This window comes from Kitasatospora sp. NPDC094019, from assembly GCF_044764505.1.
Taxonomy (GTDB): Bacteria; Actinomycetota; Actinomycetes; order Streptomycetales; family Streptomycetaceae; genus Kitasatospora.
In genome coordinates this window covers 23,303-46,488 of the sequence record NZ_JBIWIF010000024.1, presented here as the reverse complement: position 1 = coordinate 46,488, position 23,186 = coordinate 23,303, and the positions used below count along the sequence as shown (strand labels likewise).

Annotated in this window: 18 protein-coding genes; 12 read left to right on the top strand and 6 right to left on the bottom strand. The window is 75.2% G+C overall.

Annotated elements, in window-relative coordinates; genetic code table 11:
• Positions 1–377: 377 nt before the first annotated feature.
• From ACIQ9P_RS34905 to ACIQ9P_RS34865, 9 genes are all read left to right on the top strand, one after another.
• A complete protein-coding gene (locus ACIQ9P_RS34905; RefSeq protein WP_402365438.1) occupies positions 378–2,276 on the top strand; it encodes a tyrosine-protein kinase family protein in 1,899 nt (632 codons plus the stop codon).
• The gene (locus ACIQ9P_RS34900) at positions 2,273–3,469 is read left to right on the top strand and encodes a glycosyltransferase (protein WP_402365436.1); all 1,197 of its coding nucleotides are present in this window, start codon (positions 2,273–2,275) and stop codon (positions 3,467–3,469) included. Before ACIQ9P_RS34905 ends, ACIQ9P_RS34900 begins: the two co-directional genes overlap by 4 nt.
• Positions 3,470–3,556: 87 nt before the next feature.
• Positions 3,557–4,702, top strand: coding sequence for a GNAT family N-acetyltransferase (locus ACIQ9P_RS34895; protein ID WP_402365435.1), 1,146 nt, complete (start codon positions 3,557–3,559; stop codon positions 4,700–4,702).
• Positions 4,702–6,390, top strand: coding sequence for a hypothetical protein (locus ACIQ9P_RS34890; protein ID WP_402365433.1), 1,689 nt, complete (start codon positions 4,702–4,704; stop codon positions 6,388–6,390). Before ACIQ9P_RS34895 ends, ACIQ9P_RS34890 begins: the two co-directional genes overlap by 1 nt.
• Positions 6,387–7,580 (top strand): DegT/DnrJ/EryC1/StrS family aminotransferase, encoded by a 1,194-nt coding sequence (locus tag ACIQ9P_RS34885; protein WP_402365431.1) that lies wholly within the window; start codon positions 6,387–6,389, stop codon positions 7,578–7,580. The genes ACIQ9P_RS34890 and ACIQ9P_RS34885 overlap by 4 nt, the downstream gene beginning before the upstream one ends.
• A 139-nt stretch (positions 7,581–7,719) precedes the next feature.
• On the top strand, positions 7,720–8,181 hold the full coding sequence (mscL, locus tag ACIQ9P_RS34880; protein WP_402365429.1) for a large conductance mechanosensitive channel protein MscL: 462 nt from the start codon (positions 7,720–7,722) through the stop codon (positions 8,179–8,181).
• Between the two features lie 371 nt (positions 8,182–8,552).
• Positions 8,553–9,353, top strand: a complete 801-nt coding sequence (locus ACIQ9P_RS34875; protein ID WP_402365427.1) for a DUF6643 family protein — start codon at positions 8,553–8,555, stop codon at positions 9,351–9,353.
• A 286-nt stretch (positions 9,354–9,639) separates the two neighbouring features.
• A complete protein-coding gene (locus ACIQ9P_RS34870) occupies positions 9,640–10,518 on the top strand; it encodes an MOSC domain-containing protein (protein WP_402365425.1) in 879 nt (292 codons plus the stop codon).
• Positions 10,519–11,011: 493 nt separating this feature from the next.
• Positions 11,012–13,417: a right-handed parallel beta-helix repeat-containing protein gene (locus ACIQ9P_RS34865; RefSeq protein ID WP_402365423.1), complete on the top strand. Its 2,406-nt coding sequence runs from the start codon at positions 11,012–11,014 to the stop codon at positions 13,415–13,417.
• 72 nt (positions 13,418–13,489) lie between these two features.
• Here the strand turns inward: ACIQ9P_RS34865 and ACIQ9P_RS34860 are convergent, their stop codons facing one another.
• Positions 13,490–14,596, bottom strand: a complete 1,107-nt coding sequence (locus ACIQ9P_RS34860; protein ID WP_402365421.1) for a PLP-dependent cysteine synthase family protein — start codon at positions 14,594–14,596, stop codon at positions 13,490–13,492.
• Between the two features lie 217 nt (positions 14,597–14,813).
• Positions 14,814–15,992 (bottom strand): ROK family protein, encoded by a 1,179-nt coding sequence (locus ACIQ9P_RS34855; protein WP_402365535.1) that lies wholly within the window; start codon positions 15,990–15,992, stop codon positions 14,814–14,816.
• A gap of 116 nt (positions 15,993–16,108) precedes the next feature.
• On the opposite strand from ACIQ9P_RS34855, the gene ACIQ9P_RS34850 reads away from it, so the two are divergent.
• Complete coding sequence (locus ACIQ9P_RS34850) at positions 16,109–17,362, top strand: MFS transporter (protein WP_402365420.1); 1,254 nt, start codon at positions 16,109–16,111, stop codon at positions 17,360–17,362.
• A gap of 64 nt (positions 17,363–17,426) precedes the next feature.
• The gene (locus tag ACIQ9P_RS34845; RefSeq protein ID WP_402365418.1) at positions 17,427–18,008 is read left to right on the top strand and encodes a HutD family protein; all 582 of its coding nucleotides are present in this window, start codon (positions 17,427–17,429) and stop codon (positions 18,006–18,008) included.
• Here the strand turns inward: ACIQ9P_RS34845 and ACIQ9P_RS34840 are convergent.
• The gene (locus ACIQ9P_RS34840) at positions 18,005–19,186 is read right to left on the bottom strand and encodes a hypothetical protein (protein ID WP_402365416.1); all 1,182 of its coding nucleotides are present in this window, start codon (positions 19,184–19,186) and stop codon (positions 18,005–18,007) included. The two genes, ACIQ9P_RS34845 and ACIQ9P_RS34840, sit on opposite strands and share 4 nt — an antisense overlap.
• 140 nt (positions 19,187–19,326) lie before the next feature.
• Positions 19,327–20,361 carry an esterase/lipase family protein gene (locus tag ACIQ9P_RS34835; RefSeq protein ID WP_402365414.1) on the bottom strand — a complete coding sequence of 345 codons (1,035 nt, stop codon included), beginning with the start codon at positions 20,359–20,361 and terminating at the stop codon, positions 19,327–19,329.
• Positions 20,362–20,475: 114 nt separating this feature from the next.
• Between ACIQ9P_RS34835 and ACIQ9P_RS34830 the strand changes: the two genes are divergently transcribed.
• Entirely contained in the window at positions 20,476–21,792 is a 1,317-nt protein-coding gene (locus tag ACIQ9P_RS34830) for a PucR family transcriptional regulator (RefSeq protein WP_402365413.1), read from the top strand.
• Here ACIQ9P_RS34830 and ACIQ9P_RS34825 read toward each other — a convergent pair.
• Both ACIQ9P_RS34825 and ACIQ9P_RS34820 read right to left on the bottom strand, forming a co-directional pair.
• Positions 21,789–22,325, bottom strand: a complete 537-nt coding sequence (locus tag ACIQ9P_RS34825; protein WP_402365411.1) for a GNAT family N-acetyltransferase — start codon at positions 22,323–22,325, stop codon at positions 21,789–21,791. The two genes, ACIQ9P_RS34830 and ACIQ9P_RS34825, sit on opposite strands and share 4 nt — an antisense overlap.
• A 76-nt stretch (positions 22,326–22,401) precedes the next feature.
• Positions 22,402–23,160 (bottom strand): acyltransferase, encoded by a 759-nt coding sequence (locus tag ACIQ9P_RS34820; protein WP_402365409.1) that lies wholly within the window; start codon positions 23,158–23,160, stop codon positions 22,402–22,404.
• Positions 23,161–23,186: the final 26 nt, after the last annotated feature.

The following is a 23,186-nucleotide window of genomic DNA, read 5'->3' as shown; positions in this document are numbered from 1 at the left end:
TCCGGATCCGGGCGGCTCGGCGGCCGGTGCACGCGATCTCCCGGACCAGTATCGCCAAAGCGGTTGCGCCGCACGTCGGGGCTCGGGAAGCATCGCAAGGGGATCCGGCGGGGGCGGCGGTCGGCGTGCGGAGCACGCGGTGGACCGCCGGGCCGGACCGCGCCGTGGGGAGTACGTCGTTCAGGACGTTGTCCGCGAGTCGTCAGGGGGGCGGGTTGCGACATCAGCCGAGGGATTCCACCGTGCCCGCGAGGGTGTGCCGGTCACGCCCCGGGGCGTGACCCGACCAGCGGTACCCGGACCCGCCGCACTCCCGGACAGGGACGCGACGGGCGCTGACAGCACCACCGCACCACGAACGCGAGGGGATCCAACCGGTGGAACCGGCAAACCACTTCACCGTCCTGCGGCGCTACTGGCGACTGCTCGTCGGCTGCACGCTCGCCGCGCTGGTCGTCGGCTGGCTGCTGACCCCGGCCGGTGACACGGTGGACAACGCCAAATGGAAGTGCAAGGTCGCGATCACCCCGGTCGCGGGCGCCGGCGACACCGTCCGGGCCGACCAGGTGCTCTCCTACGCCCAGGGCGCGGACGTCGCGGCGGCCGCCGCGAAACAGCTCGGCATCGCCGACGCCTCCGAGCTGATCGCCCGCCGGACCGTCACCGCCGACAGCCCCCAGATGCTGACCATCGCCACCACCGGCCCCACCGGGCAGTCCTGCTCCGACCTGGCCACCGCCTACTCGGCGGCGATCATCAAGGGCTACAGCGACGAGTCGGCCCGCAGCGCCGCCGAGACCATCAAGAAGCTGCAGGCCCAGGCCGACGCCCAGCAGCAGCAGTTGAACGAGATCCAGGCCCAGTACAACCGCTCCGCCCCCGCCGACCAGCCCAAGCTCCAGCCCAAGCTGACCGCCGCCAACACCTCGCTCACCACCACGCTCACCACGATCAGCAAGCTGGCCAACAGCGCCCAGACCGACGCCATCCAGCAGTGGGGCAGCATCGACGCCCGCCAGGGCACCAGCAACCTGCTCGCCTCCCCGAGCCGCAGCGTGCGGCTCGGCCTGGCGGTGTTCCTCGGCCTCGCGCTCGGCGTGGTCGCCGCGCTCATGCTCAGCCGGATGGACACCCGGCTGCGCAGCCGCAACGCGGTCGAGGAGGCGTTCAGCCTGCCGGTGATCGGCGAGGTGCCGCACCTGTCCCGCCGGCAGCGCCGGGTGCGCGAACCGCTGGTGCGGGCCCGGCCGTCCGACCCGGCCGCCGAGGCGTACCGCTCGCTGCGCTCCACCCTGCTGCTGACCGGCCCGGACACGCTGGCCCGGCCGGCCGGCGGCGACGACCGGGACCAGGCGCGGACCGTCCCGCGCGGGCTCACCGACCCGGCGCCGGTGGTGCTGGTCGCCTCCGGCGGCAGCCGCGACGGGCGGACCATCACCATCGCCAACCTGGCCGCCGCGCTCGCCGAGACCGGCCGCGGCGTCCTCGTCCTGGACTGCGACTTCCGCCACCCGCAGCTGCACACCCACCTCGGCGTGGGCGACGGTCCGGGCATGGCCGAACTGCTCAGCGGTGAGAGTCTCGGCGAACTGGACGACCTGATCCGGCCGACCAATGTCGCCGGGGTCTCGCTGATCACCGGCGGCAACACCACCGCGTACCCGGCCGCGCTGGTGCTGCGGGCCGGCGAGGTGCTGCGCCGGGCCCGGCGGCACGCGGACGTCATCCTGATCGACACCTCCCCGTTGCTGCACGCCAACGACGCCTACGACCTGGTGCAGCACGCGGACGCGGTGCTGGTCACCGTGCGCAGCGGCAATGTCACCCCGGAACAGGCCGACCGGGTGGCCGAGTTGCTCTCCCGGACCGGGGTTCCGGTGGCGGGCGTGGCCCTGCTCGGCACCTACGGCCCCGCCGGCCGCCGACGGCGCGGTCCCGCCGGCGGCACCGGGGCGTCCGGACCGGCCGGGCGGGGCGGCCAGCAGTACCAGTCGCCGCAGTCGGCGGCGGCGGCGCGCCCGTCCCCGTCCGCGCCGGAGCGCGCCTCCGCCCCCGAACCGGAACGGGCCGTCGAACCGCCCGGGGAGCGCGGCGGCGGACGGACCACCCCCAGTTGGGCGCGGCGCGCGGCCGGGGAGAAGGACGCTCCCTCGAACGGCGTCGGCACCGGTACCGGCGGCGGTCCGCACGGCACCGGCGCGAGCGGCGCCAACGGCCGCGGGCACGGCGGCGACCAGGGCGAGCCGGCCCTGCTGCGCGAGGCGGAGGAGCGATGAGCGGGCCGCTGGACGGGCGGACACCGGCGCCGGAACCCGCCCCGCACGCCGGACCGCCGGACGCCCCGGTGCGGGTGCTGTGGCTGGCCAAGGGCCTCGGCCGCGGCGGCGCCGAGCAACTGCTGCTCAACTGCGCGCGCCACGCGGACCGTTCGCGCTACCGGATCGAGGTCGCCTACGTGCTGCCGTGGAAGGACGCGCTCGCCCCGGCGCTCACCGAGGCCGGGGTGACCGTGCACTGCCTGGGCGGCGTCCCCGGCATCCCGGGCCGGGCCGATCCGCGCTGGCCGCTGCGGCTGCGCCGGCTGCTCGCCGAGCGCCGGTACCACCTGGTGCACACCCACATGCCCGTCCCGGCCACCGCCGCCCGGCTGCTCGCCCCCACCCTGACCGGCCCCGGACCGCGCCTGGTGCACACCGAGCACAACGTCTGGGAGCGCTACCGCCCGGCCACCCGCTGGGCCAACGCGCTCACCTACCGGCGCAACGACGCGGTGATCGCCGTCTCGCACGCCGTCGCCCGGACCGTCCCGCCCGGCCGGCGCCGCCCCGGCGAGTGGGTCACCGTGGTGCACCACGGCCCCGACCTGGCCGGAGCCGCCGCGGGACCGGCCGCCCGGGCCGCCGCCCGCGCCGAACTCGGCCTGCCGGAGGACGCCTTCGTGGTCGGCACGGTCGGCAACCTGACCCCGAAGAAGGACCAGGCGACCCTGCTCGCCGCCCACGCGGAGCTGCTGCGCCGCCACCCGGAGGCCCGGCTGGTGCTGATCGGCACGGGGCCGCTGGAGGCCCGGCTGCGGGAGCGGGCCGCCGAACTGGGCATCGCCGGGTCCGTCCTGATGACCGGGTCACGGCCCGACGTCCCGCAGTTGCTGCCCGCGCTGGACGTGTTCACCCTGAGCTCCCGTCAGGAGGGCCTGCCGGTCGCCCTGATGGAGGCGATGACCAGCGGGCTTCCCTCGGTGGTCACCCGGGTCGGCGGCATGCCCGAGGTGCTGGACGACGGCGAGCAGGGCTGTCTCGTCCCGCCCGGCGACCCGTCCGCGCTGGCCGACGCGTTCGCCCGGCTGGCCGAGGAACCCGAGCTGCGCACCCGGTTCGCGGCCGCCGCCCGCAAGCGCGCCGAACGCTTCGACGTGGCCGGCGCCCAGCGCGCCGTCGAGGCGGTGTACGCGCGGGTCCTGCGGCACTGAGCCGCCCGCCCGCACCCCGGAGACCTCCGGGAGCACCGACGTTTCCCCGTTGACCCCCCGACCACCGATGGGAGAGCGAGTCCGGACGTGAGCGCCCTGCCCGCCCCCGCCGAGCTGACCTTCCGCCCGCCGGCCGAGCCCGACCTGCCCGCCGTGCTCGACCTGCTCACCGCCTCCCTGGCGGGTGGACCCACCGGCACCCGAACCGCCGAGTTCTTCACCTGGAAGCACCTCCGCAATCCCTTCGGCGCCAGCCCCGGGCTGATCGCCGAGACCCCCGACGGCCGACTTGCCGGGGTCCGGCTGTTCCTGCGCTGGCAGTGGCGGCCGGGCGGCGCGGACAGCCGCCCGGTCGACGCCGTCCGGCCCGTGGACACCGCCACCCACCCCGACTTCCAGGGCCGCGGCATCTTCCGCCGGCTCACCCTGGACCTGCTGGAGCAGGTCGCCGGGGACACCGCGCTGGTGTTCAACACTCCCAACGGCAACAGCCTGCCCGGCTACCGGAAGATGGGCTGGCAGGAACTGGGACGGGTCCCGGTCGCGGTCCGCGCCGTCCGCCCGGCCGCCTTCGCCCGGGGGGCGCGCGCCGCCCTCGCCCGCCGCCCGGGCGCCGCGCCGGCCGGGGCCCCGGACTGTCGACTGCCCACCGCCCGGGCCTGGTTGGCCGAGCAGACGGCGGGCGACGCGGGCGACGCGGGCGACGCCGGCAACGTGAACGGCACGAACGGCACGAACGGCACGAGCGGCCTGAACGGCGTGAACGGCCCGCTGGCCGAACTGCTGCGCGAACGCGCCGCCGCCGACGCCGCCGACCCCCGGCTCGCCGTCCACCGCACCCCGGAGTTCCTGCGCTGGCGGTACGGCGAGGCCCCCGGCCTGGACTACCGGGTGCTCACCGTGCACCGGGGCGGGGAACTGACCGGCCTGGCCGTCGGCCGGCCCCGACGGCGCGGCCCGCTGGCCGAGTTCACCCTCGCCGACCTGGTCGTCCGCCCCGGCGACCGGGACAGCGCCGTCCGCCTGCTGCGCGCCGCCGCCCGCGAGTCGGGCTGCGACCACGTCGCCACCCACCTCGCCCCCGGCACCGAGGCCGCCGAGGCCGCGCTGCGGGCCGGCTACCTGCGGGCCCCGCGCACCGGGATGACCCTCGCCGCCCGCACCCCGGCCGGCGCCACCCCGCTCACCCTGGCCGACTGGCGGTTCAGCCTCGGCGACCTGGAGGTGTTCTGATGCCGGGGGTGCCGGGGGTGCCAGGGGCGCCGGGGCTGCCGGAGGCACCGGGGCCGCCGGGGACACCGCGGGCACCGGGCCCCGCGGCGGCGGCGCTGCGTCGTGTCCCCTGGCCGTCCGCCCTCGCCGCCGCCCTGGTCACCGGCTACGTCACGCTCTTCGTGCTCGCCTCGGTGCACACCTCGTACGACACCTGGGGCGCGCTGCTGATCCTCCCGGCGCTGATGGCGATCGGCACCCCGCTGCTGGCCCGGATCGCCGCCGCCAACCCCGAACGGGACGTCTTCCGGCTGCTGCTGCTGGCGATGACCGCCAAACTGCTCTGTGCCTTCCCCCGGTACCTGATGGCCTTCGTGCTCTACGGGGGCGCGGCCGACGCCAAGATGTACCACCAGAAGGGCAGCGAGCTGGCCGCCTACCTGGACCAGGCCGATCTGCTCGGCGGCGTCCACTACGACCTGGGCATGAAGGTCGCCGGCACCGGCTTCGTCATCATCGTCACCGGCATCGTGTACGCGATCACCGGACCCTCGCTGATCGGCGGCTTCCTGGTCTTCTCCTGGCTGGGCTTCTGGGGCCTGCTGCTGTTCTGGCGGGCGCTGCAGATCGCCTTCCCGGAGGCCGACACCCGCAAGTACGCCAAGCTGGTCTTCTTCCTGCCCTCGCTGCTGTTCTGGCCCTCCAGCATCGGCAAGGACGCCTGGATGATGTTCTGTCTGGGCCTCACCACCTACGGCACCGCGCGGCTGCTGGACCGGCGGTTCGGGGCCTTCGTCTGCATCGCGCTGGGCTCGGTGGGCACCGCGATGGTCCGCCCGCACGTCACCGCGCTGGCCGGGGCCGGGCTGATGGTCGCGTACGTGCTGCGCCGCCGGCCGCGCCAGGTCAGCGCGCTGGGGCCGCTGCGCACCATCCTGACCGCCGTGGTGCTGGGGGCGATGGCGGTGCTGATGCTCCAGCAGGTCTCCACCTTCTTCGGCACCGACGGGACCGGCGGCGACGCCGTCAACCAGGTGCTCTCGGAGACCTCCAGACGGACCAGCCAGGGCAATTCGATGATCAACGCGACCGCGCCGGAGGACGCCGCGCCGCAGTTCAGCCTCAATCCGGCGGGGCTGCCGGTCGCGGTGATCAGCGTGCTGTTCCGGCCGTTCCCGTTCGAGGCGTCCAACATCCAGAACCTGATCCAGTCGGTGGAGTGCTTCGCGCTGCTGGTCATGTTCATCCGGGCCTGGCCCCGGCTGTCCCGGCTCCCCCGGCTGTTCGTGCAGCGCTCCTACGTGGCCTTCGCCGCCGTCTACACGCTGCTGTTCTGCTGGGCCTTCTCGACCATCAACAACATGGGCATCCTGTCCCGCGAACGGGTCCAGGTGCTTCCGCTGGCCCTGGTGCTGCTGGTCGTCCCGGCCGCCACCGCGAGCCGGGGGAGCACCGCGGCGCGCCGGCCGCCACCGGTCTGGCGGGTCTCACCCGGACAGTGGGGCGCCCGGCGGACGGCCGGGCCGCCGGGCACGCCCGGGGCGTCGCCCGGGCCAGGCGCGTCACCCGTGCCGGCGGCGGCGCCGCCCGTCCGGTCCACCGTGCCTCCGTCGCCCACCGCCTCGCCGTCGTCCATCACGTCACCGTCGTCCGTCACGTCACCGTCACCGCCAACGTCAACATCCCAGGGGGGATCGACCGCGCCATGACCACCGACACCCTTGCCCTGCCCGCCGCCCTCGGCGGCACTCCCGCCTTCCCCGACGGGCTGCCGCTCACCCGGGTCCAGGTGCCCGACCGCGCCGCGCTGCTGGAGCGGCTCGGCACCGTGCTCGACAGCGGACAGCTCACCAACGGCCGCACCGTCGCCGAACTGGAGGAGGCCGCGGCCGCGCTGCTGGAGGTGCCGCACGTGGTGGCGGTCTCCAACTGCACGACCGGACTGATGCTGGTGCTCCAGGCCGCCGGGGTGGACGGCGGCCGCGCGGTGGTGATGCCCGGGTTCAGCTTCTCCGCCACCGCGCACGCCGCGCACTGGGCCGGCGGCACCCCGGTGTTCGCCGAGGCCCGGGAGCGGGACATCACCCTCGACCCGGAGGACGCCGCCGCCCGGCTGGCCGCCGCCGACCGCCCGGCCGCGCTCATGGCCACCCACGTCTACGGCACTCCCTGCCAGGTCGAGCGCCTCCAGGAGGTCGCCGACGCCGCCGGGGTGCCGCTGGTGTACGACTCGGCGCACGGCTTCGGCAGCCGCCGCAGGGGCGTGCCGATCGGCAACTTCGGTTACGCCGAGGTGTTCTCGATGAGCCCCACCAAGGTCGCGGTGGCCGGCGAGGGCGGCCTGGTCGCCACCCGGGACGCCGAGTTGGCCCAGCGGCTGCGGACCGCCCGCGACTACGGGAACCCGGGCGACTACGACACCCTGTTCCCGGGCCTGAACGCCCGGATGAGCGAGCTGCACGCCGCCGTCGGCCTCAACTGGCTGGCCGGGCTGCCCGAGCGGGTGACCCACCGGAACGCCCTGGTGGCCGAGTTCGCCGCCGTCACGGACGGCCTGCCGGGGCTGCGGCTGGCCGTGCCGGAGGAGGGCGACACCTCGACCTTCAAGGACCTGACGCTCATCCTGGACGCCGCCGAGTTCGGCCTCGACCCGCGCCAACTCGCCGACGCCCTGCGGGCGGAGGGCATCGACTCGCGGCGCTACTTCCACCCGCCGGTGCAGCGCCAGCGGGCCTACGCCCACCTCGGCCAGGCCGAGGCGCTGCCGCTCACCGACCGGCTCTCCGGCTCGGTTCTGACCGTGCCGCTGTGGTCCCAGATGGACGCGCCGACGGTCCGCCGGATCGCCGGGGCGGTGGCCCGGATCCAGCCGTACGCGGAGCGTCTGCGCCCCGCCTGATCCGGGCGCGCCGGACCGCGTCGCCGTTACGCGGATCGGGTGAACGCGGTTGGACCGCGGGCACCCCCGGTCGGCAGGATGTCCGGCCGGGGCCCGTGGTCCCATCCCGCCTTTCCCCGTACGGATTTGGAGTTCCCCGGTGCTCAAGGGATTCCGCAGCTTCCTGCTGCGTGGAAACGTCGTCGACCTGGCGGTCGGCATCGTGATCGGCGCGGCCTTCACGGCCGTGGTCACCGGGTTCGTGACGGCCTTCCTCACCCCGCTGATCGGGGTCGCGACCGGCGCGGTCGGCGACTTCACCCTGAAGACCTTCGACGTGGCCGGCACCCGGTTCCCGTACGGCGTCTTCATCAACGCGCTGATCGGCTTCCTGCTGGTCGCCGCGGTGATCTACTTCATCGTGGTGGTGCCGGTCGGCAAGCTCCAGGCGCGGCTCGACGGCGACAAGCCGGCGCCGGTCGCCAAGGCGGACTGCCCGGAGTGCCTGAGCGTGATCCCGGCCGCGGCGACGCGCTGCTCGTTCTGCACCTCCGAGGTGGCCGGTCTGCCCGGCTTCCCCGCCCAGAAGGGCGGTACTCCCCGGCCCGCCCCGGTGGGCTGAGCGGACGCGGGCCGAACCGGCCCGGACAAACTCCGCGAAAGCTCTGATGGGGACTTTATCCCCGAAACATTCACGAGCCCCCGCCGCACCGTCGGCGGGGGCTCGAACGCGCCGCTGCGCGCCCTGCCCGCGGAAGTTTCTTCGGCAGTCCCCGAACCGTCCACCGCCCCTTCACCGCAAGGAACTCGGGCGGTGACGTCCGGGGCCCGTTCGACCCTCCGGAGCGGGTGGCGGGTGGCCTGAAGTCATCGCCAATTTGTCCGTTCTTCCTACTTTCGAAACCTTTGTTCGGGCGAAGCTTGTGTAAACACTCGAACTGCTCCGCCTCCCAGTCTCCTCAGTGGGCTCGTTGTGGGCTTACCGTATGCCCCATGACCTCGCCCCGCTCCTACGACGGAGTCGGCTACCCCTCTCCGTCCTTCTCCTCCGGCACGCCCATCTACGACAGCCTCGTCGCAGAGCGCGGTGTCCCGCAGATCGCGCCCATCAACGTGCCGGCCGCCCTGCCGCCGGCCATGTCGACCGGTTACGGAACCGGCCTCCCCGGCCAGTCCTACGAGAACCGGTACGGCACCGGGTACGACAGTCCCGGTGGCAACCTCCCCGCCCTGCCGCCGGCCCGCCTCGCCCTGGGCCCCGGCCCGAGCAGCGCCCCCTCCGGCCCGGCCACCACGTACATCCCGGCGCAGCCCGCGCCCGCGTACGCCGCCGCGCCCCAGCCGGCGGTGCCCGGGTACGGCGCTCCGCAGCCGTACCTCCCGGGCCAGCGGCCGCAGGCCCCGACCCAGGGCTTCACCCAGGCGTCCACCGGCGGGTACCAGCCCTCCGGCGGCCAGAGCTTCGGTGGCCAGAACACCTTCGTCGGCGGTCAGGCCGGACAGCAGACCTTCGGCGCGCAGCCGGCCGGTCCGCACGGCGCGGGCCAGCCCCAGGGCGGGCCGCAGTCCTTCGGCGGCCAGCAGTCGTTCGGCGCCCCGCAGGGCTTCGGCGGCCAGGGCGGGCACCAGGGCGGCTTCGGCGGCTCGGCCGACCAGTCCTTCGGCGGCGCCCAGCTGCGTCCGGCCGTCACCCCGGTCGCCCCGGTCCGACCGATGCAGCCGCAGCGCCCCGGCGCGTACGGCGAGCACGGCCAGTACCAGCAGGGCTACCAGCCGCAGGCACAGGGCTACTGACAGCACCCCGGGCCGGCCCCACCCGGCCCGGACCCGCACCACACCAGCAGTACCCGGCGCGCACCGAACGACGCCGGGCGTACGGAGAAACGGGTCATCCACGGACCGCCCGGAACGCCGCCCCACCCCGGCGTTCCGGGCGGTCCGTGCGCGTTCGGGCAGCGTGTCGGGGCAGCCTGTCGCGGGACCGCCCCGACGCCTTCCGGCCGCACCGGCCCGGCCGGGCGTCCGCGAACGGGCCGGACTCGCCCACGGGCGCTCCGATCGGGGCTGGCAGGATGGAGGAATGCAGCTCACCGGACTCCACGTCTACCCCGTCAAGTCCATGTACCGCCTGAGCCCGGACAGCGCCCGGGTCGAACCGTGGGGCCTGGCCGGCGACCGCCGCTGGATGCTCGCCGACGCGACCGGCCGCTTCGTCAGCCAGCGCGAGAACCCCGCCCTCGGTCAGGTCCGGACCGAGCTCACCCCCGCCGGCACCCTCGTCCTCACCGCGCCCGGCGGCTCCCGCGTCGAGATCCCCGCCCCCTCGGTCGCGGCCGGCGACCAGCTCGCCGACGTCGAGGTCTGGGGCACCCGCTTCCTCGCCGCCGAGGCCGAGAAGGAGGCCCAGCTCTGGATCGCCGAGCAGCTCGGCGACTACCGGCTGGTGCACCTGGACGACCCGCGCGCGCGACCCGTGGACCCGGACTTCTCCTCGCCGGGGGACACCGTCTCGATGGCGGACGGCTTCCCGCTGCTGCTCACCACCACCGCCTCGCTGGCCGAGCTCAACGCCCTGATCGCCGAGGCGGAACCGGAGGGCCACGAGACCCTGCCGATGGAGCGGTTCCGTCCCAGCGTGGTGGTCTCCGGGGGCGAGCCGTGGGCCGAGGACGGCTGGCGCCGGATCCGGATCGGCGACCTGACTTTCCGGGTGGTCAAGCCGTGCGGGCGCTGCGTGGTCACCACCACCGACCAGGAGAGCGGCGAGCGACGCGGCCCGGAGCCGCTGCGCACCCTGGCCCGGCACCACCGACTGCTGAAGAAGGCCGCGTTCGGGCAGAACCTGATTCCGGAGCGGCCGGCCGGCGTCGAGGGGGACGTGCTGGGCACGCTGCGGCTCGGCGACGAGGTCGAGGTGCTGGAGGACGGCATGCGGTGGCCGTCCGACCGGCTGGTCTGACCCGCCGGACCGGCCCGTTCGTCCACCCCGCGCCCAACCGGCCCGACCGGCCGGCCCGACCGACCACCGCGGGCGGCTGCCGCGGGCGCCGCAGGCGCTCCCGGCGCACGGGACGGGTGCCCACGCGCCGGTGCCCGCGCGCGGGTCCCGCGCCCGGGGCTTCCCCCCGGGCTCCGCACCGGTCCCCCACGACCGGTGCGGCCGTCCCCGTCCCGCCGTACCGCCGCCGCTCCCCGCCACCGGTGCCCGGGCCGTTCCGCGCCGCGTCGCGGAACCGGAACTGTGCGCACTCGTTGAAGCATGTGGTGAACCCGCGACGGCCCCCGGCCCGGCCCGCCACCCAGCGGTCCCGGGCGGCCGGAGCACCCGTGCGGGCGCGCTACGGTGGGCGGACGACCCGCGCACCCCGGTGCGCCGCGTCCGGGCGAACGGCGCCCGCGTGCGTCCGGTCCGCAGATCGCCGGCTCGATGAAGGTGGGGACAACAAACCGTCATGGCTGAGCACAGGGTCCGGGTCACCCAGGACAGCGCATCCCGCTGGCGGCGCCGCGCCGGCGAGTACGACACGCTCACCGAGGCCCTGGCGGCCGCCGAACCCGGCGACACGGTGACCGTGCGCCCGGGCACCTTCCGGGAGAACGTGGTCGTGGACAAGGCGGTCACGATCGTCCCCGCCCAGGGCCCCGGCACCGTCCGGATCGACCCTCCCGGCGGTGTCCCGCTGACCGTGACCGCCTCGGCCACCCTCCGGGACCTGGTGATCGAGGGCACCGAACGCTCCTCCCCCGCCGTGCTGGTGTCCGGGGCCGAGGCGGCCCCCTCCTTCACCGGCTGCCGGGTCGAGACCCGCTCCGCCGCCGGGATCGAGGTCACCGACGGTGCCCGGCCGACCCTCAAGGGCTGCGTGGTGGCCAACCCGGACGGTCTCGGACTGCGGCTGCGCGGACCGGGCACCGCGGCGGCGTTCGAGGACTGCGAGGTGTCCGCCGCCGGACAGGCCGGACTGGCCGTGCTCGGCGGGGCCACCGCCGCGCTGGAGCGCTGCCGGGTGCACCACGCGACCGGCGCGGGCGTCCTGCTCTCCGACCCGGGCAGCGCCGCCGAGTTGACCGGCTGCGAGATCTACGAGATCCGCGGCAGCGGGGTGCAGGCCGAGGCGCAGGCCGGCGGACGGCTGGTCGACTGCGACATCCACCGGGTCACCGGCAACGGCCTGACCCTCGACAGCGAGGCCGAGCTCGTCCTGACCGGTTGCCGGGTGCACGACCTGCCGGAGAACGCGGCGGACCTGCGCGGCCGGGCGCGGCTCAGCCTCGCCCACTCCACGGTGCGGGACTTCGGCCGCGGCGCCCTCTCGGTCTGGGACCAGGGCACCGAGGCGAGCGCCGAGTCCTGCGAGATCCACGGCTCCAACGGCGAGTACCCGGCGCTGTGGGTCAGCGACGGCGCCCGGCTCACCCTCACCGACTGCGCCCTGCACGACCTCCCGGACGCCCTGTTCGTCCTGGACCGCGACTCCGCCGCCGTCGCCGAGGGCTGCTCGTTCAGCCGGATCCGCAGCTCGGCGGTCTCCGTCAGCGGGGGTGCCACGGTGAACCTCAGCGGCTGCCGGGTGCAGGAGGCGGGCACCGGACTCTGGTTCCGCGACCACGGCAGCGGGGGACTGCTGACGGGCTGCGAGATCTCCGACGTGGCGACCGGTGTGATCATCACCAAGGGCGCCGACCCGGTGCTGCGGGACTGCACGATCCGGGCCGGCTCGGACGCCGGTGTCTACGTCTCGGCCCAGGGCCGGGGCACCTTCGAGGACTGCCGGGTCTCGCACGGCAAGGGTTTCGGCTTCCACATCATCGACGGCTGCCGCACCGTGCTGACCCGCTGCCGGGCCGAGCAGAACGAGCGGGCCGGCTTCGAGTTCTCCGAACCCGGCCCGGTGGTGGACGCCTGCACCTCGGACGATGTGGCGGCCGCGCCGGCTCCGGCCGCCGAGATCCCCCCACCGCGCGCCCAACTCACCGCCGTCACAGCCTCCTTGGCCTCCGCCGTGCCCGCGCCCGCGGTGATCGGCCCGATCCCCGACTGCCGACCCGCCGACGAGGCGCTGGCCGAACTCGACGGGCTGGTGGGCCTGGCCACCGTCAAGCAGGAGGTCCGGACCCTGATCGACCTCATCTCGGTCGGCCGCCGACGCCGGCAGGCCGGCCTCAAGGCGCCCTCGCTCCGCCGCCACCTGGCCTTCACCGGCGCCCCCGGCACCGGCAAGACCACGGTGGCGCGGCTCTACGGCGAGATCCTCGCCTCGCTCGGGGTGCTCCAGCGCGGCCACCTGGTCGAGGTGGCCCGGGTGGACCTGGTCGGCGAGCACATCGGCTCCACCGCGATCCGCACCGCCGCCGCCTTCGACCGGGCCCGCGGCGGCGTGCTCTTCATCGACGAGGCGTACGCGCTCGCGCCGGAGGACGGCGCCCGCGACTTCGGCCGCGAGGCGATCGACACCCTGGTGAAGCTGATGGAGGACCACCGGGACGAGGTGGTGGTCATCGTGGCCGGCTACACCTCCGAGATGGAACGGTTCCTGTCCGCCAACCCCGGCGTCTCCTCCCGGTTCTCCCGCACCGTCACCTTCCCTGACTACACGGCCGAGGAACTGCTGGAGATCGCCCGCGCCCAGTGCGCCGAGCACGAGTACGCGCTGGCCGACGCCACCGCGTCGGCGCTGCTGGACCACTTCGCCGGGATCGAGCGCGGTCCCGGCTTCGGCAACGGCCGGACCGCCCGCCAGGTCTTCGAGACCATGGTGGAGCGGCACGCCATGCGGGTGGCCCAGCTGGCCGACCCCTCCACCGAGGACCTCCAGCTCCTCGTCCCCAGCGACCTTCCCGCGCCCCGGCTGCCGTAGCGCGGGAAGGCGATGGGAGGACCGACGGGCGCCGCCGCCCGTTCCGTCGGCCCGACCGGACACCGGCGCCCGTCAGTCCTCCCAGGCGCCGCCGGCCAGGAAGGACTCCAGCACGGCCCGGTAGGGGGCGATGTCGATGCGCTCCCCCGCCAGCCACTCGTCCGCGTAGTACTTGTCGAGGTAGCGGTCGCCCGGGTCGCAGATCAGGGTGACCACGCTGCCGCGCTCCCCCGCAGCACGCATCTCGGCGACGATCCGCAGCGCGCTCCACAGCCCGGTCCCGGTCGACGCGCCCGCCTTCCGGCCGAGCACCCCGTCCAGGACCCGGACGGCGGCGATCGAGGCCGCGTCCGGGACCCTCATCATCCGGTCGATCGCCCCGGGCACGAAGCTCGGCTCCATCCGGGGCCGGCCGATGCCCTCGATCCGCGAACCCCGGTCGCACACCGCGTCCGGGTCCTCCCGCACCCAGCCGTCGAAGAAACAGGAGTTCTCCGGGTCGGCGACACAGATCCGGGTGTCGTACTGCATGTAGTGGACGTACCGGGCGATCGTCGCCGAGGTGCCGCCGGTACCGGCGGTGGCCACGATCCAGGCGGGCTCGGGGTGCGGCTCCAGGCGCAGCTGGGCGAAGACCGACTCGGCGATGTTGTTGTTGCCGCGCCAGTCGGTGGCCCGCTCGGCGTAGGTGAACTGGTCCATGTAGTGGCCGCCGGTCTCCTCGGCGAGCCGGGCCGAAGCCTCGTACACCTCGTCGGGCCGGCCCACCAGATGGCACTCGCCGCCGTGGAACTCGATCAGGTCGATCTTGGCCTGGCTGGTGGACTTGGCCATCACCGCGATGAACGGCACCCCGATCAGCTGGGCGAAGTACGCCTCGGAGACGGCGGTGGAGCCGCTGGACGCCTCGATGACCGGCTTGCCGGGGCGGATCCAGCCGTTGCAGAGCCCGTAGAGGAAGAGCGAGCGCGCCAGCCGGTGCTTGAGCGATCCGGTGGGGTGGGTGGACTCGTCCTTGAGGTAGAGGTCGATGCCCCACTCGGCGGGCAGCGGGAAGCGCAGCAGGTGGGTGTCGGCCGAGCGGTTCGCGTCCGCGTGGACCTTGCGGACCGCTTCCTTGAGCCAGCTCCGGTACTCCGGGTCGGTACGGTCGACGTCGACGGTCGGTTCGGTCCCCATGGCCTGCCACTCTCCTCGTGCGAGTTCTTCGAAGCCCCCCTCCGATGCGCTCACTACGAGTGTACGAGTGTCACGATAAGTGACATTATTCGAGACTCCAGGCTCCGCTTATCGACCGCCGGGCCGACGGTCCACGAGGGGGCGCGGGCACCCACGCGCGGCGGGCACCCGCACTGCGGGCACCAGCACGGCGGGCACCCGCACCGAGGAGACCGGACTAACCCGGCCGCACCGACTGCGGGTCGGCCAGATAGGGGCGCCAGCCCAGCTCCGCCGCCCCTGCGAGCGCGCTGTGCGCCAGTTCGGCGCCGACGATCGGCACCCGGCCGCTGCGCCCCCAGAGACAGCGGTCGGCCACCACCGCGCGCAGCCGGTCCGGCGCGGCCTCCAGGAGGTCGCGGTGCAGACCGCTGAGCACCACCCGGTCCGGGTTGAGGATGTTGGCGACCCCGGCCAGCCCGAGCCCCAGCCGGTCGATGACGTGCTCCACCGCGGCCCGGGCCCGCTCGTCGACGGCGGCGGCCCGGCAGAGCTCGCCGGCCTGGTCGAGCAGCGGCCGATCCCGGTCCGGGGTCAGACCGGCGGCGGCGAACAGCGCGTCCGGGTCGGTCTCGGAGTTGAGGCAGCCCCGGTTGCCGCACTGGCAGGGGCGGCCCTGCGGATCGACGGTCAGATGGCCGACCTCCAGCGCGAGCCCGGCGCTGCCGGTGTGCAGCCGCCCGTCGATCACCAGCGCGCCGCCGACCCCGCGGTGTCCGGAGGTGACCAGCAGCAGGTGCCGGGCACCCCGGCCGGCACCGTGCCGGTACTCGGCCAGGGCGGCCAGGTTGGCGTCGTTGGCGATCGAGGTGGGCAGCGGGTCGAGCGCCCGCGGACCGTGCTCGGCGCGCCCCACCTCGACGTCGTACAGGTCGGCGACGGGAGTGCCGCTGGGCCAGGCGAAGTGCAGCGCGGCGAGGGCCGTGCCGTCCGGTTCGGTGACCGGGTTGGGCAGGGCGAGCGCCGCGCCGAGGCAGCGGCGGTCGGTGGCGCGGGCCAGGTCGGCGCCCGCCTGGGCCACCGCGCGCAGCATCCGCACCGGGTCGGTGGCGGCGGGCAGCGGCAGGTGCACCGGCGGGTCGAGCAGCCCGCCGAGACCGGCCAGGGTGACGCTCAGTCCGTCGGCGTGGATCTGTCCCGCGACCACCACCGGACCGGCGGGGTCGATGGCGAGCCGGTGCGAGGGGCGGCCCCGGCCGCCGCCGGCCGGGCGGGAGTCGACGGTGATCAGCCCGAGCGCCTCCAGTTCGGCGGTGACGGCGCCGGCGGTGGCCCGGGTGACATCGAGCGCGCGGGTGAGGGCCGAGCGGGTCGGGGCCCGGCCGGTGTGGATCAGCTGGAGCGCCGGACCGAGCAGCGTCCGGCCGCGGTCGGGGGCCGCACGGCGGTGGGCGTCGCGCTGCGCGTCGGCTTCGGCCCCGGTCCCGGGCTTCGGACTTGAAGATGAGAGCTGCACGTCCCTATTCTTACTTTGTGCCGCTCCGAAACAAAATTCGTCCCCACGCCCCCGACGACCGGCCGTCCCCCCAGTCTCGCAGCATCGACGCCCGATCCCGCACCCTCCCCGCGTCCGCCCTCTCCTCCTGGGGCGCTGCCCGGCTCGCCCTGACCGCGTTCTTCGCCGTCGACGGCCTGCTCTTCGCCGCCTGGGTCGTCCGGATCCCCGACATCCGCAACCAGGTCAGCGCCTCGCACGGGGCACTCGGCCTCGCCCTGCTCTGCGTCTCGGCGGGTGCCGTCGCCACCATGCCGGTCGTGAGCCGGCTCTGCCTGCGGTACGGCTCCCGGCCGATCACCGTCGCCTCGCTCGCCCTGCTCGCGGTCGCCGTCCCGCTGCCCGCGCACACCCACTCGGTGCCCGCGCTCGGCGGCGTCCTGCTGCTCTTCGGCGCCGGCTACGGCGGCGCGAACGTCGCCATGAACAGCGCCGCCGTCGAGATCGTGAGCGAACTCGGGCGCCCCGTCATGCCCAGCTTCCACGCCGGGTACAGCCTCGGCGGCCTGCTCGGCGCCGGTGCGGGTGGCCTGCTCGCCGGCACCCTCACCGCCGCCCAATGGCTCGCCGCCGCCGGAGCGCTCGGCCTCGTGGTCACCGCGCTCGCGGGCGCCGCCCTGCTCCGCAGCCCCGCCGCCCGACCGGTCGGCGCCGCGTCCGCCGCCGCCTCCTCCTCCGGCGGCGCCGTTCCCGGCACCGGGCGTGTCCTCGTCCTGCTGCTCGGCCTCACCGCGCTCTGCACCGCGTACGGCGAGGGCGCCATAGCCGACTGGACCACCGTGCACCTGACGGACGACGTCCACGCCGGCGCGCGGACGGCCGCCGCCGGTTACGTGGCCTACGCGCTCGCCATGACCACCGGACGGCTCGGCGGCACCTGGCTGTCCCTCCGGCTGGGCCAGCACCGGGTGATGCTCTTCGGCGGGTTCACCGCGGCGGCCGGGATGCTGCTGGCCGCGCTCGCCCCGCTGGTCCCGCTCGCCCTGGCCGGGTTCGTGCTGGTCGGGCTCGGCCTGGCCAACCTCTTCCCGCTCGCCATCGCCCAGGCCGGCGCCGCCGGCGGCCCCCGGGCCGTCGCCCTCGCCTCGACGCTCGGGTACGGCGGCATGCTGGTCGGCCCGCCGGTGATCGGCTTCCTGGCCGACGCGACCAGCCTGCCGCTCGCCCTCACCACGGTCGCGGCCACCGCCGTCGTCGCCGCCGTCCTCCCGCTGGCCGTCCGGCGGCACTGAACCGCCCGACCGGCCCCGGACGCTCCCCTCCCCCGCGCCTCCGGGCCCGTGCGAGGATCGCGCCATGACGAACAGCACCGGACCGGTCCAGCTCCTCCGCGCCGCCGAACGCCCGGCCACCGCCTGGCGCAACGGCGGCGGGGTGACCAGGGAGGTCGCCGGGTACCCTGCGGGTTCGGGGCTGGACGACTTCGCGTGGCGGGTCAGCCTCGCCGACGTCGGATCGGCCGGGCCGTTCTCCGCCTTCCCCGGGGTGGACCGGGTGATCACCCTGGTCGAGGGCCCGGGCATGGCGCTGACCGTGGACGGCGCCGAGCACGTCGTCGACGCGCCGTTCCGGCCGTTCCCGTTCTCCGGCGACGCGGCCACCGACTGCCGGCTGCTCGGCGGCCCGCTGGTCGACTTCAACGTGATGACCCGCCGCGGCCGCGCCACCGCCGATCTGGTCCTGGCCACGGAGCCCCGGCCGCTCGTCGTCGCCGCCGGCACCACGGTGCTGCTGGTCTGCCTGTCCGGCACCGCGGCCCTCGACGGCAGCACCACGCTCGCCCGCTACGACGCCGCCCTCCTCACCACCCCTGGCACCCACGACGTCGCCCCGTCCGGGACCACCGCCGTCCTCACCGTGCGACCGCTCGCGGGCTAGGGCGCGTCCGGCGCTCCGCCGTCCTCCGCCTCCGGGCCCAGACCGAGCGCGGCGAGCACCCGGGCCAGCTCGCGCTCGTCGGCCCCCTCGACCTCGATGTCGCCCGCCACCCGCAGGTCGAGGTGGGCGAAGCGGGGGGCCAGCTCGGTCAGGACCGCCAGCGGCTCCCGCTCCGCGTCGGTGTCCTCGATCACCAGCTCCCGGAGGGTCAGGCGCTCCAACCGGGGCAGCAGCGGGCTCTCGGCGAGGACGGCGAAATCGCCGGCCTCCTCGGGCTCGAAGGTCGCCGCCCCCAGGAGGTGGCGCAGCCGGGGGTACCCGGCCAGGGTGAGCTCCTCCAGCTGGAGGTTGCTGCCGACGGTGCCGTGCACGTCGTGGTCGATCTCCACCTCCAGCGTGACCAGGCCCGGGGTGGACGTCCCGAACAGGGAACCGTCGGAGAAGACCGCGCCCCTGGTCCGCAGGTGGGTCAGCCCGTCGTGCACCACGTTGTCGAGGAGGAAGGCCCCTTCGAGCTCCAGGCGGCGCAGGGCGGGCAACGCGGGCCACAGGTCCCGGCCGACCTCGACCGGGACCACCGGGTCGTGCAGGTACCGCTCGACCTCCAGCGGGCGACCCGCCGAGGTCCGGTGCAGCTCGAAGAGCGTGTCGAAGTCGTGCCCGAGGTACAGCTCCGCGAGCCGGGGCCGCTGCCGCGCGGCGAGTGCGGTGGCCCCCCGCTCGGCGGAGTGGTGATGGTCGGTCAGGCGCAGCTCCAGCGCGCGCAGCCGCCCGGCGGCGGGGTGGCGCAGCAGCGCGTCGACCAGCACGGCCTCCCACTGCTCGGGATCGTCCGGGTCGTGGGCGCCGCTGTGCGGCAGCTCCGCCAGGAGTCGCGCCGCCAGCGCCCGGCGCCCCGGCGCGGTCTCCCGCGCCAGCCGGAACACGGCCGTGTCGAGGAAGCCCCGGGACCAGCCGAGCCGCCACGATCCGTCGGCCCGTAGACCGTCCAGCCCGCACTCCCGCTCCACCCGCCGGTACAGCGCGGCGAGTTCCGGGTCGTCGGCCGGCGCCCCCCGGTGCTCCAGCCGGATCGCCTCCCCCCGCGGATCACCGGCCTCGCTCAGCGCCCGCGCGTACACGAGCCAGTCCGCCCAGTCCTCCGACACCGGCACCGGCACCTCGTCGACGAAACCCACGCCACTCTCCCGTTCCTCGGTCCACGGCAGTATCCCCGCCCGCACCGACACCCGGCGCACCGGACCGCCGCGTGGGAAGTCGGACGGGCCGACTTCCCACGCGGCGGCAACGGCCCTGAGCGGCCCCGGTGGTGGCGGCCTCAGCCGCAGAGCACCGGCGTGGCGTGGGCCGGGTCGAGCGCGTTGGTGACCAGGTGCAGCGCGGTGGGCGTGAAGGCGACGGCCACGTGCTCGGCGAGCGACAGCGGGCAGTGCGCCTGGAGCACCTCGTTGTCCACGGCGGCCGGGCCGGCGCCGCCGGAGCCGTTCAGGAACTGGCTCCGGTAGGGCGTGACGACCTCGTCGTACACCGTGGAGATCACGGTGTAGCGCACGCCCGGGACGGTGTCCGGCCGGGAGGCCATCCGCCGGTTGAAGTCGGAGCCGACCGCCTGGTCGCGGCAGGCCGCGCAGGCCGTGTAGATCAGTTCGGCCACCCGCGGGAGGTACGGGGCGAGGTTGGTGATGCCGTCCAGCGTGGTGCCGTGGTTGGACGGCGCGAGCGCGACCAGTTTGCCGACCGCGGCCGCGCCGCCGAGGAACTTCAGGTAGTAGTTCGGCAGCATGCCGCCCTGCGAGTGGCCCACGAGGTCGACCTTCGCGGCGCCGGTCGCGCCGCGCACCAGGTCGACGAAGCGGCCGAGTTGGGCCGCCGAGTCGGCGACCGGGCCGAGCCCGCCGATCGGCAGCAGCAGTCCGCTGCCGGAGGAGGTGATGCCGGGGACGGTGCCGTAGTCCAGGGCGAAGACGCAGTAGCCCAGGCTCTTCAGCAGCGGCGAGAGCACCAGCCAGTTCTCGTACCGGTTGGCGAAGGTGCCGTGCACCAGGACCACCGGGTTCGGGTGGGCCGCACCCGGTCGACAGGTCCAGTCGTTGGCGCCGGGCGGCGAGGCCACCGTGTCACCGTCGGGCGGGAGTTGACCGGCGACGGCCGGAGCGGCGGCGGGGAGCGCGGCCGGACCGGCACCCCGGGCGGAGGCAGCGGCGGCGGACGCGGTGGGGGTCGCGTCCGCCGCCCGTGCCGCGCCGGCGGGGGTGCCGACGAGCAGTGCGCCGGCCAGGAGTGCCGCACCAGCGGCCCCAAGGAGCCTGTTGTGCAACGGCCTTGCGGCGCGGCGGAGAAGTGGGGTTCTCAACGGTTGCCTCCGGAGCGGAAGTTTGTTACCAACAGGTAACCCGAGTGCCTCCATCCTGCGGTCGCCCCTCCGACCTGGGTCTCGGGCGGCTTCCAGACCTCGACGGAGTTCTCTGTGACCGGTCACAATTCACCCCCCACCGCCGCCGGTTGGCGGATCCCGGTGATCGGCGGCACCGCCGCCGACCAGCGTCTGCTGAGCGCCGTACCGGAGTTGGCCGAGGCGGTCGTCGCCGCGCTGCTCGACCGGGTGCCGGCCTACCGTCGTTTCCCCCGCGAACTGGCCGCCGGTGAACTCGTCCCGGTCGCCGCGCGCCGGATCCGCGCCCTCGCCCACGCCGTCCGCACCGGACTGCCCGCCCCCGAGGGCGAGTTCGCCGCCGTTCGGGAGGCCGCCGCCCGGCGCGCCGAGGAGGGTGTGCCCCTGGACGCCGTACTCTTCGCCCACCACCTCGGCATGGAGGTCTGCTGGGAACTGGTCACCCGGCACGCCGACCACGGCGACGCCGCCGACCTGCTGCTGCTCAACCGGCTGATGCTCAACCACCTGCGCCGGGCGGCCGCCGCGACCTGCGCCGGATACCTGGCCGAGAACCGCGGCGACGCCGACGAACGGCGGGCCGCCCGCGGGGCCCTGGTCACCGCACTGCTGGACGGCGCGCCCGCCGAGGCCGAGGCGGCCGCGGCCCGGGCCGGGATCGGCCTGCCGCCCGCGTACGCGGTCCTGCGTCTCGCCGTCGCCGAACACCCCGACGAGCACTCCCCCGACGTCGACCGCGCGGTGGCGGGACACCGCAAGCTGCGTCGGCTGCGCACCGAACTCGACCACGCCACCCGGCAGTCGGCGCTGTCCGCGCTCACCGCGGCCGGGGGCGTGGTGCTGGTCCCGCTGGAGCACGACCCGGAGGCCGTGCCCGAACAGGTCTGGGAGCGCCTGGCCGAGACCCTGCGGCGGCTCGCCCGCGCGGCCGGCGCCACCGTCCGGGCGGGCGGGTCCACCGCGGTGCCCGCCGAAGTCCCGGCGGCGGCCGCGCTCGCCGCGGAGGTCCTCGACGTGGCCCTGGCGGTCGGGCGGGCACCCGGCCTGCACCGGCTGGACGACCTGCTGGTGGAGTACCAGCTGAGCCGGCCCAGCCGGGCCCGGTCGCGGCTCGCATCCCTGCTCGCCCCGCTGGACGACGCGGGCGAGCTGCTCACCACCCTGCGGGTGCACCTCGCCGGCGGTCTGAGCAGACGCCACACCGCCCAGGTGCTCCACCTGCACCCCAACACCGTCGACTACCGGCTCCGCCGGATCGCCGTCCGAACCGGCCTGGACCCGGCCCGGCCCGCCGACCTGCCCCGGATCACGGCCGCCCTCGCCGCCCGCGACGCGGAACGCGCCGCCGCCGGGCACACCCCGGACGCCCCTCGGGGCCGGACCGCCCCTTAGGGCCGGTCCTTCCACTCCTCGACCAGCAGGCCGAACACCACCTCGTCCAGGAACTCGCCCATCACCCAGGCGGCGGAGCGCAGCACGCCCTCCCGGACGAAGCCGTTGCTCTCGGCGGCGCGCAGCATCGCGGCATTGTCCGCGACCGTCTCGACCTGCAGTCGCCGCATGCCGCGCACGACGAAGCCGTAGTGGCACAGCAGCGCGACCACCTCGCTGCCGTGACCCCGGCCGCGGGCGGAGGGCCTCAGTCCGAGCCCGAGGTGCGCGAAGCGGTTGTGGTTGTCGATGCCCCACAGGCTCGCGCTGCCGAGGAGCGCACCGCTGCCGAGCTCCACCACGGAGAACGGCACGACCGCGTCGTCCGTGCGGTCCAGGGAGACCCGGGACTCCTTCGAACCGGGCGGGATCGGCCGCCACGGCGCGCTCTCGGCCCGCGCGGAGCCGGCCACGTCGTCGTGGAGCTCGGCCAGTAGTACCGGGATGTCGTCCTCGTGCCGGGCCCGCAGCCCGATCCTCTCGCCTCGAAGCATGCGACGTTCCTATCCGACGCCGAGGACCGGCGGCAACCGAATAAGGGCCCGCCCCAGCGGTCCCGGCCGCCCGGCCTCAGACCTCGGACTCGCCCGGCAGCCGCAGGTCCCAGCCCGCCAGCGCCCGCAGTTGGGCGGCGGTCATGTCGTCCGGCAGCGGCCGCGGCGGCTCGTCACGGAACGGGGGCTGCCAGCCCTCCTCCCGCGTCCAGCGGCGGACGACCTTGGCCGGCGCGCCCGCCACCACGGTGTGGTCCGGCACCTCGCCGCGCACCACCGAGCCGGCCGCGACTACCACGTTGCGGCCCAGCCTGGCGCCGGGGAGGATCACCGCCCCGGTGCCGATCCAGCTGCCGGAGCCGATCTCCACCGGCTCGTTGCGCGGCCACTGCTTGCCGATCGGCAGGTCCGTCGCCCGGTACTCGTGCGCCTGGTCCGATATGTAGACACCGGGGCCGGTCCACACGTCGTCGCCCAGCACGATCGACTGGTGGCCGACGATGTGGCTGTCCCGGCCGATCACACAGCCGCCGCCGATCCGCACGATCGGCTCGGGCCCGAGGTCCAGGCCGGGGAGGAAGCCCGCGCTGATGGTCACCCGTTCGCCGATGATGGAGAACGGGCCGATGGTGATCCACTGCTCGTTGAAGACCGCGCCGAGCGGGAAGGTCAGCTTCGTCCCCGCGCCGAGCTCGCCGAACCGGTACGGCCCGGGGTTCTCGCTGGAGACCGCGCCGGCCCGCTGCACCCACTGCCAGCCCCGGTGGACGAGTCGCCCCGCAGCGCGCCGGCCGCCGGCCCGGGCGGTGCTGAACAGGGAACGCGTGATCGACATGCGCTCACGTTACCGGTCCGTACGGT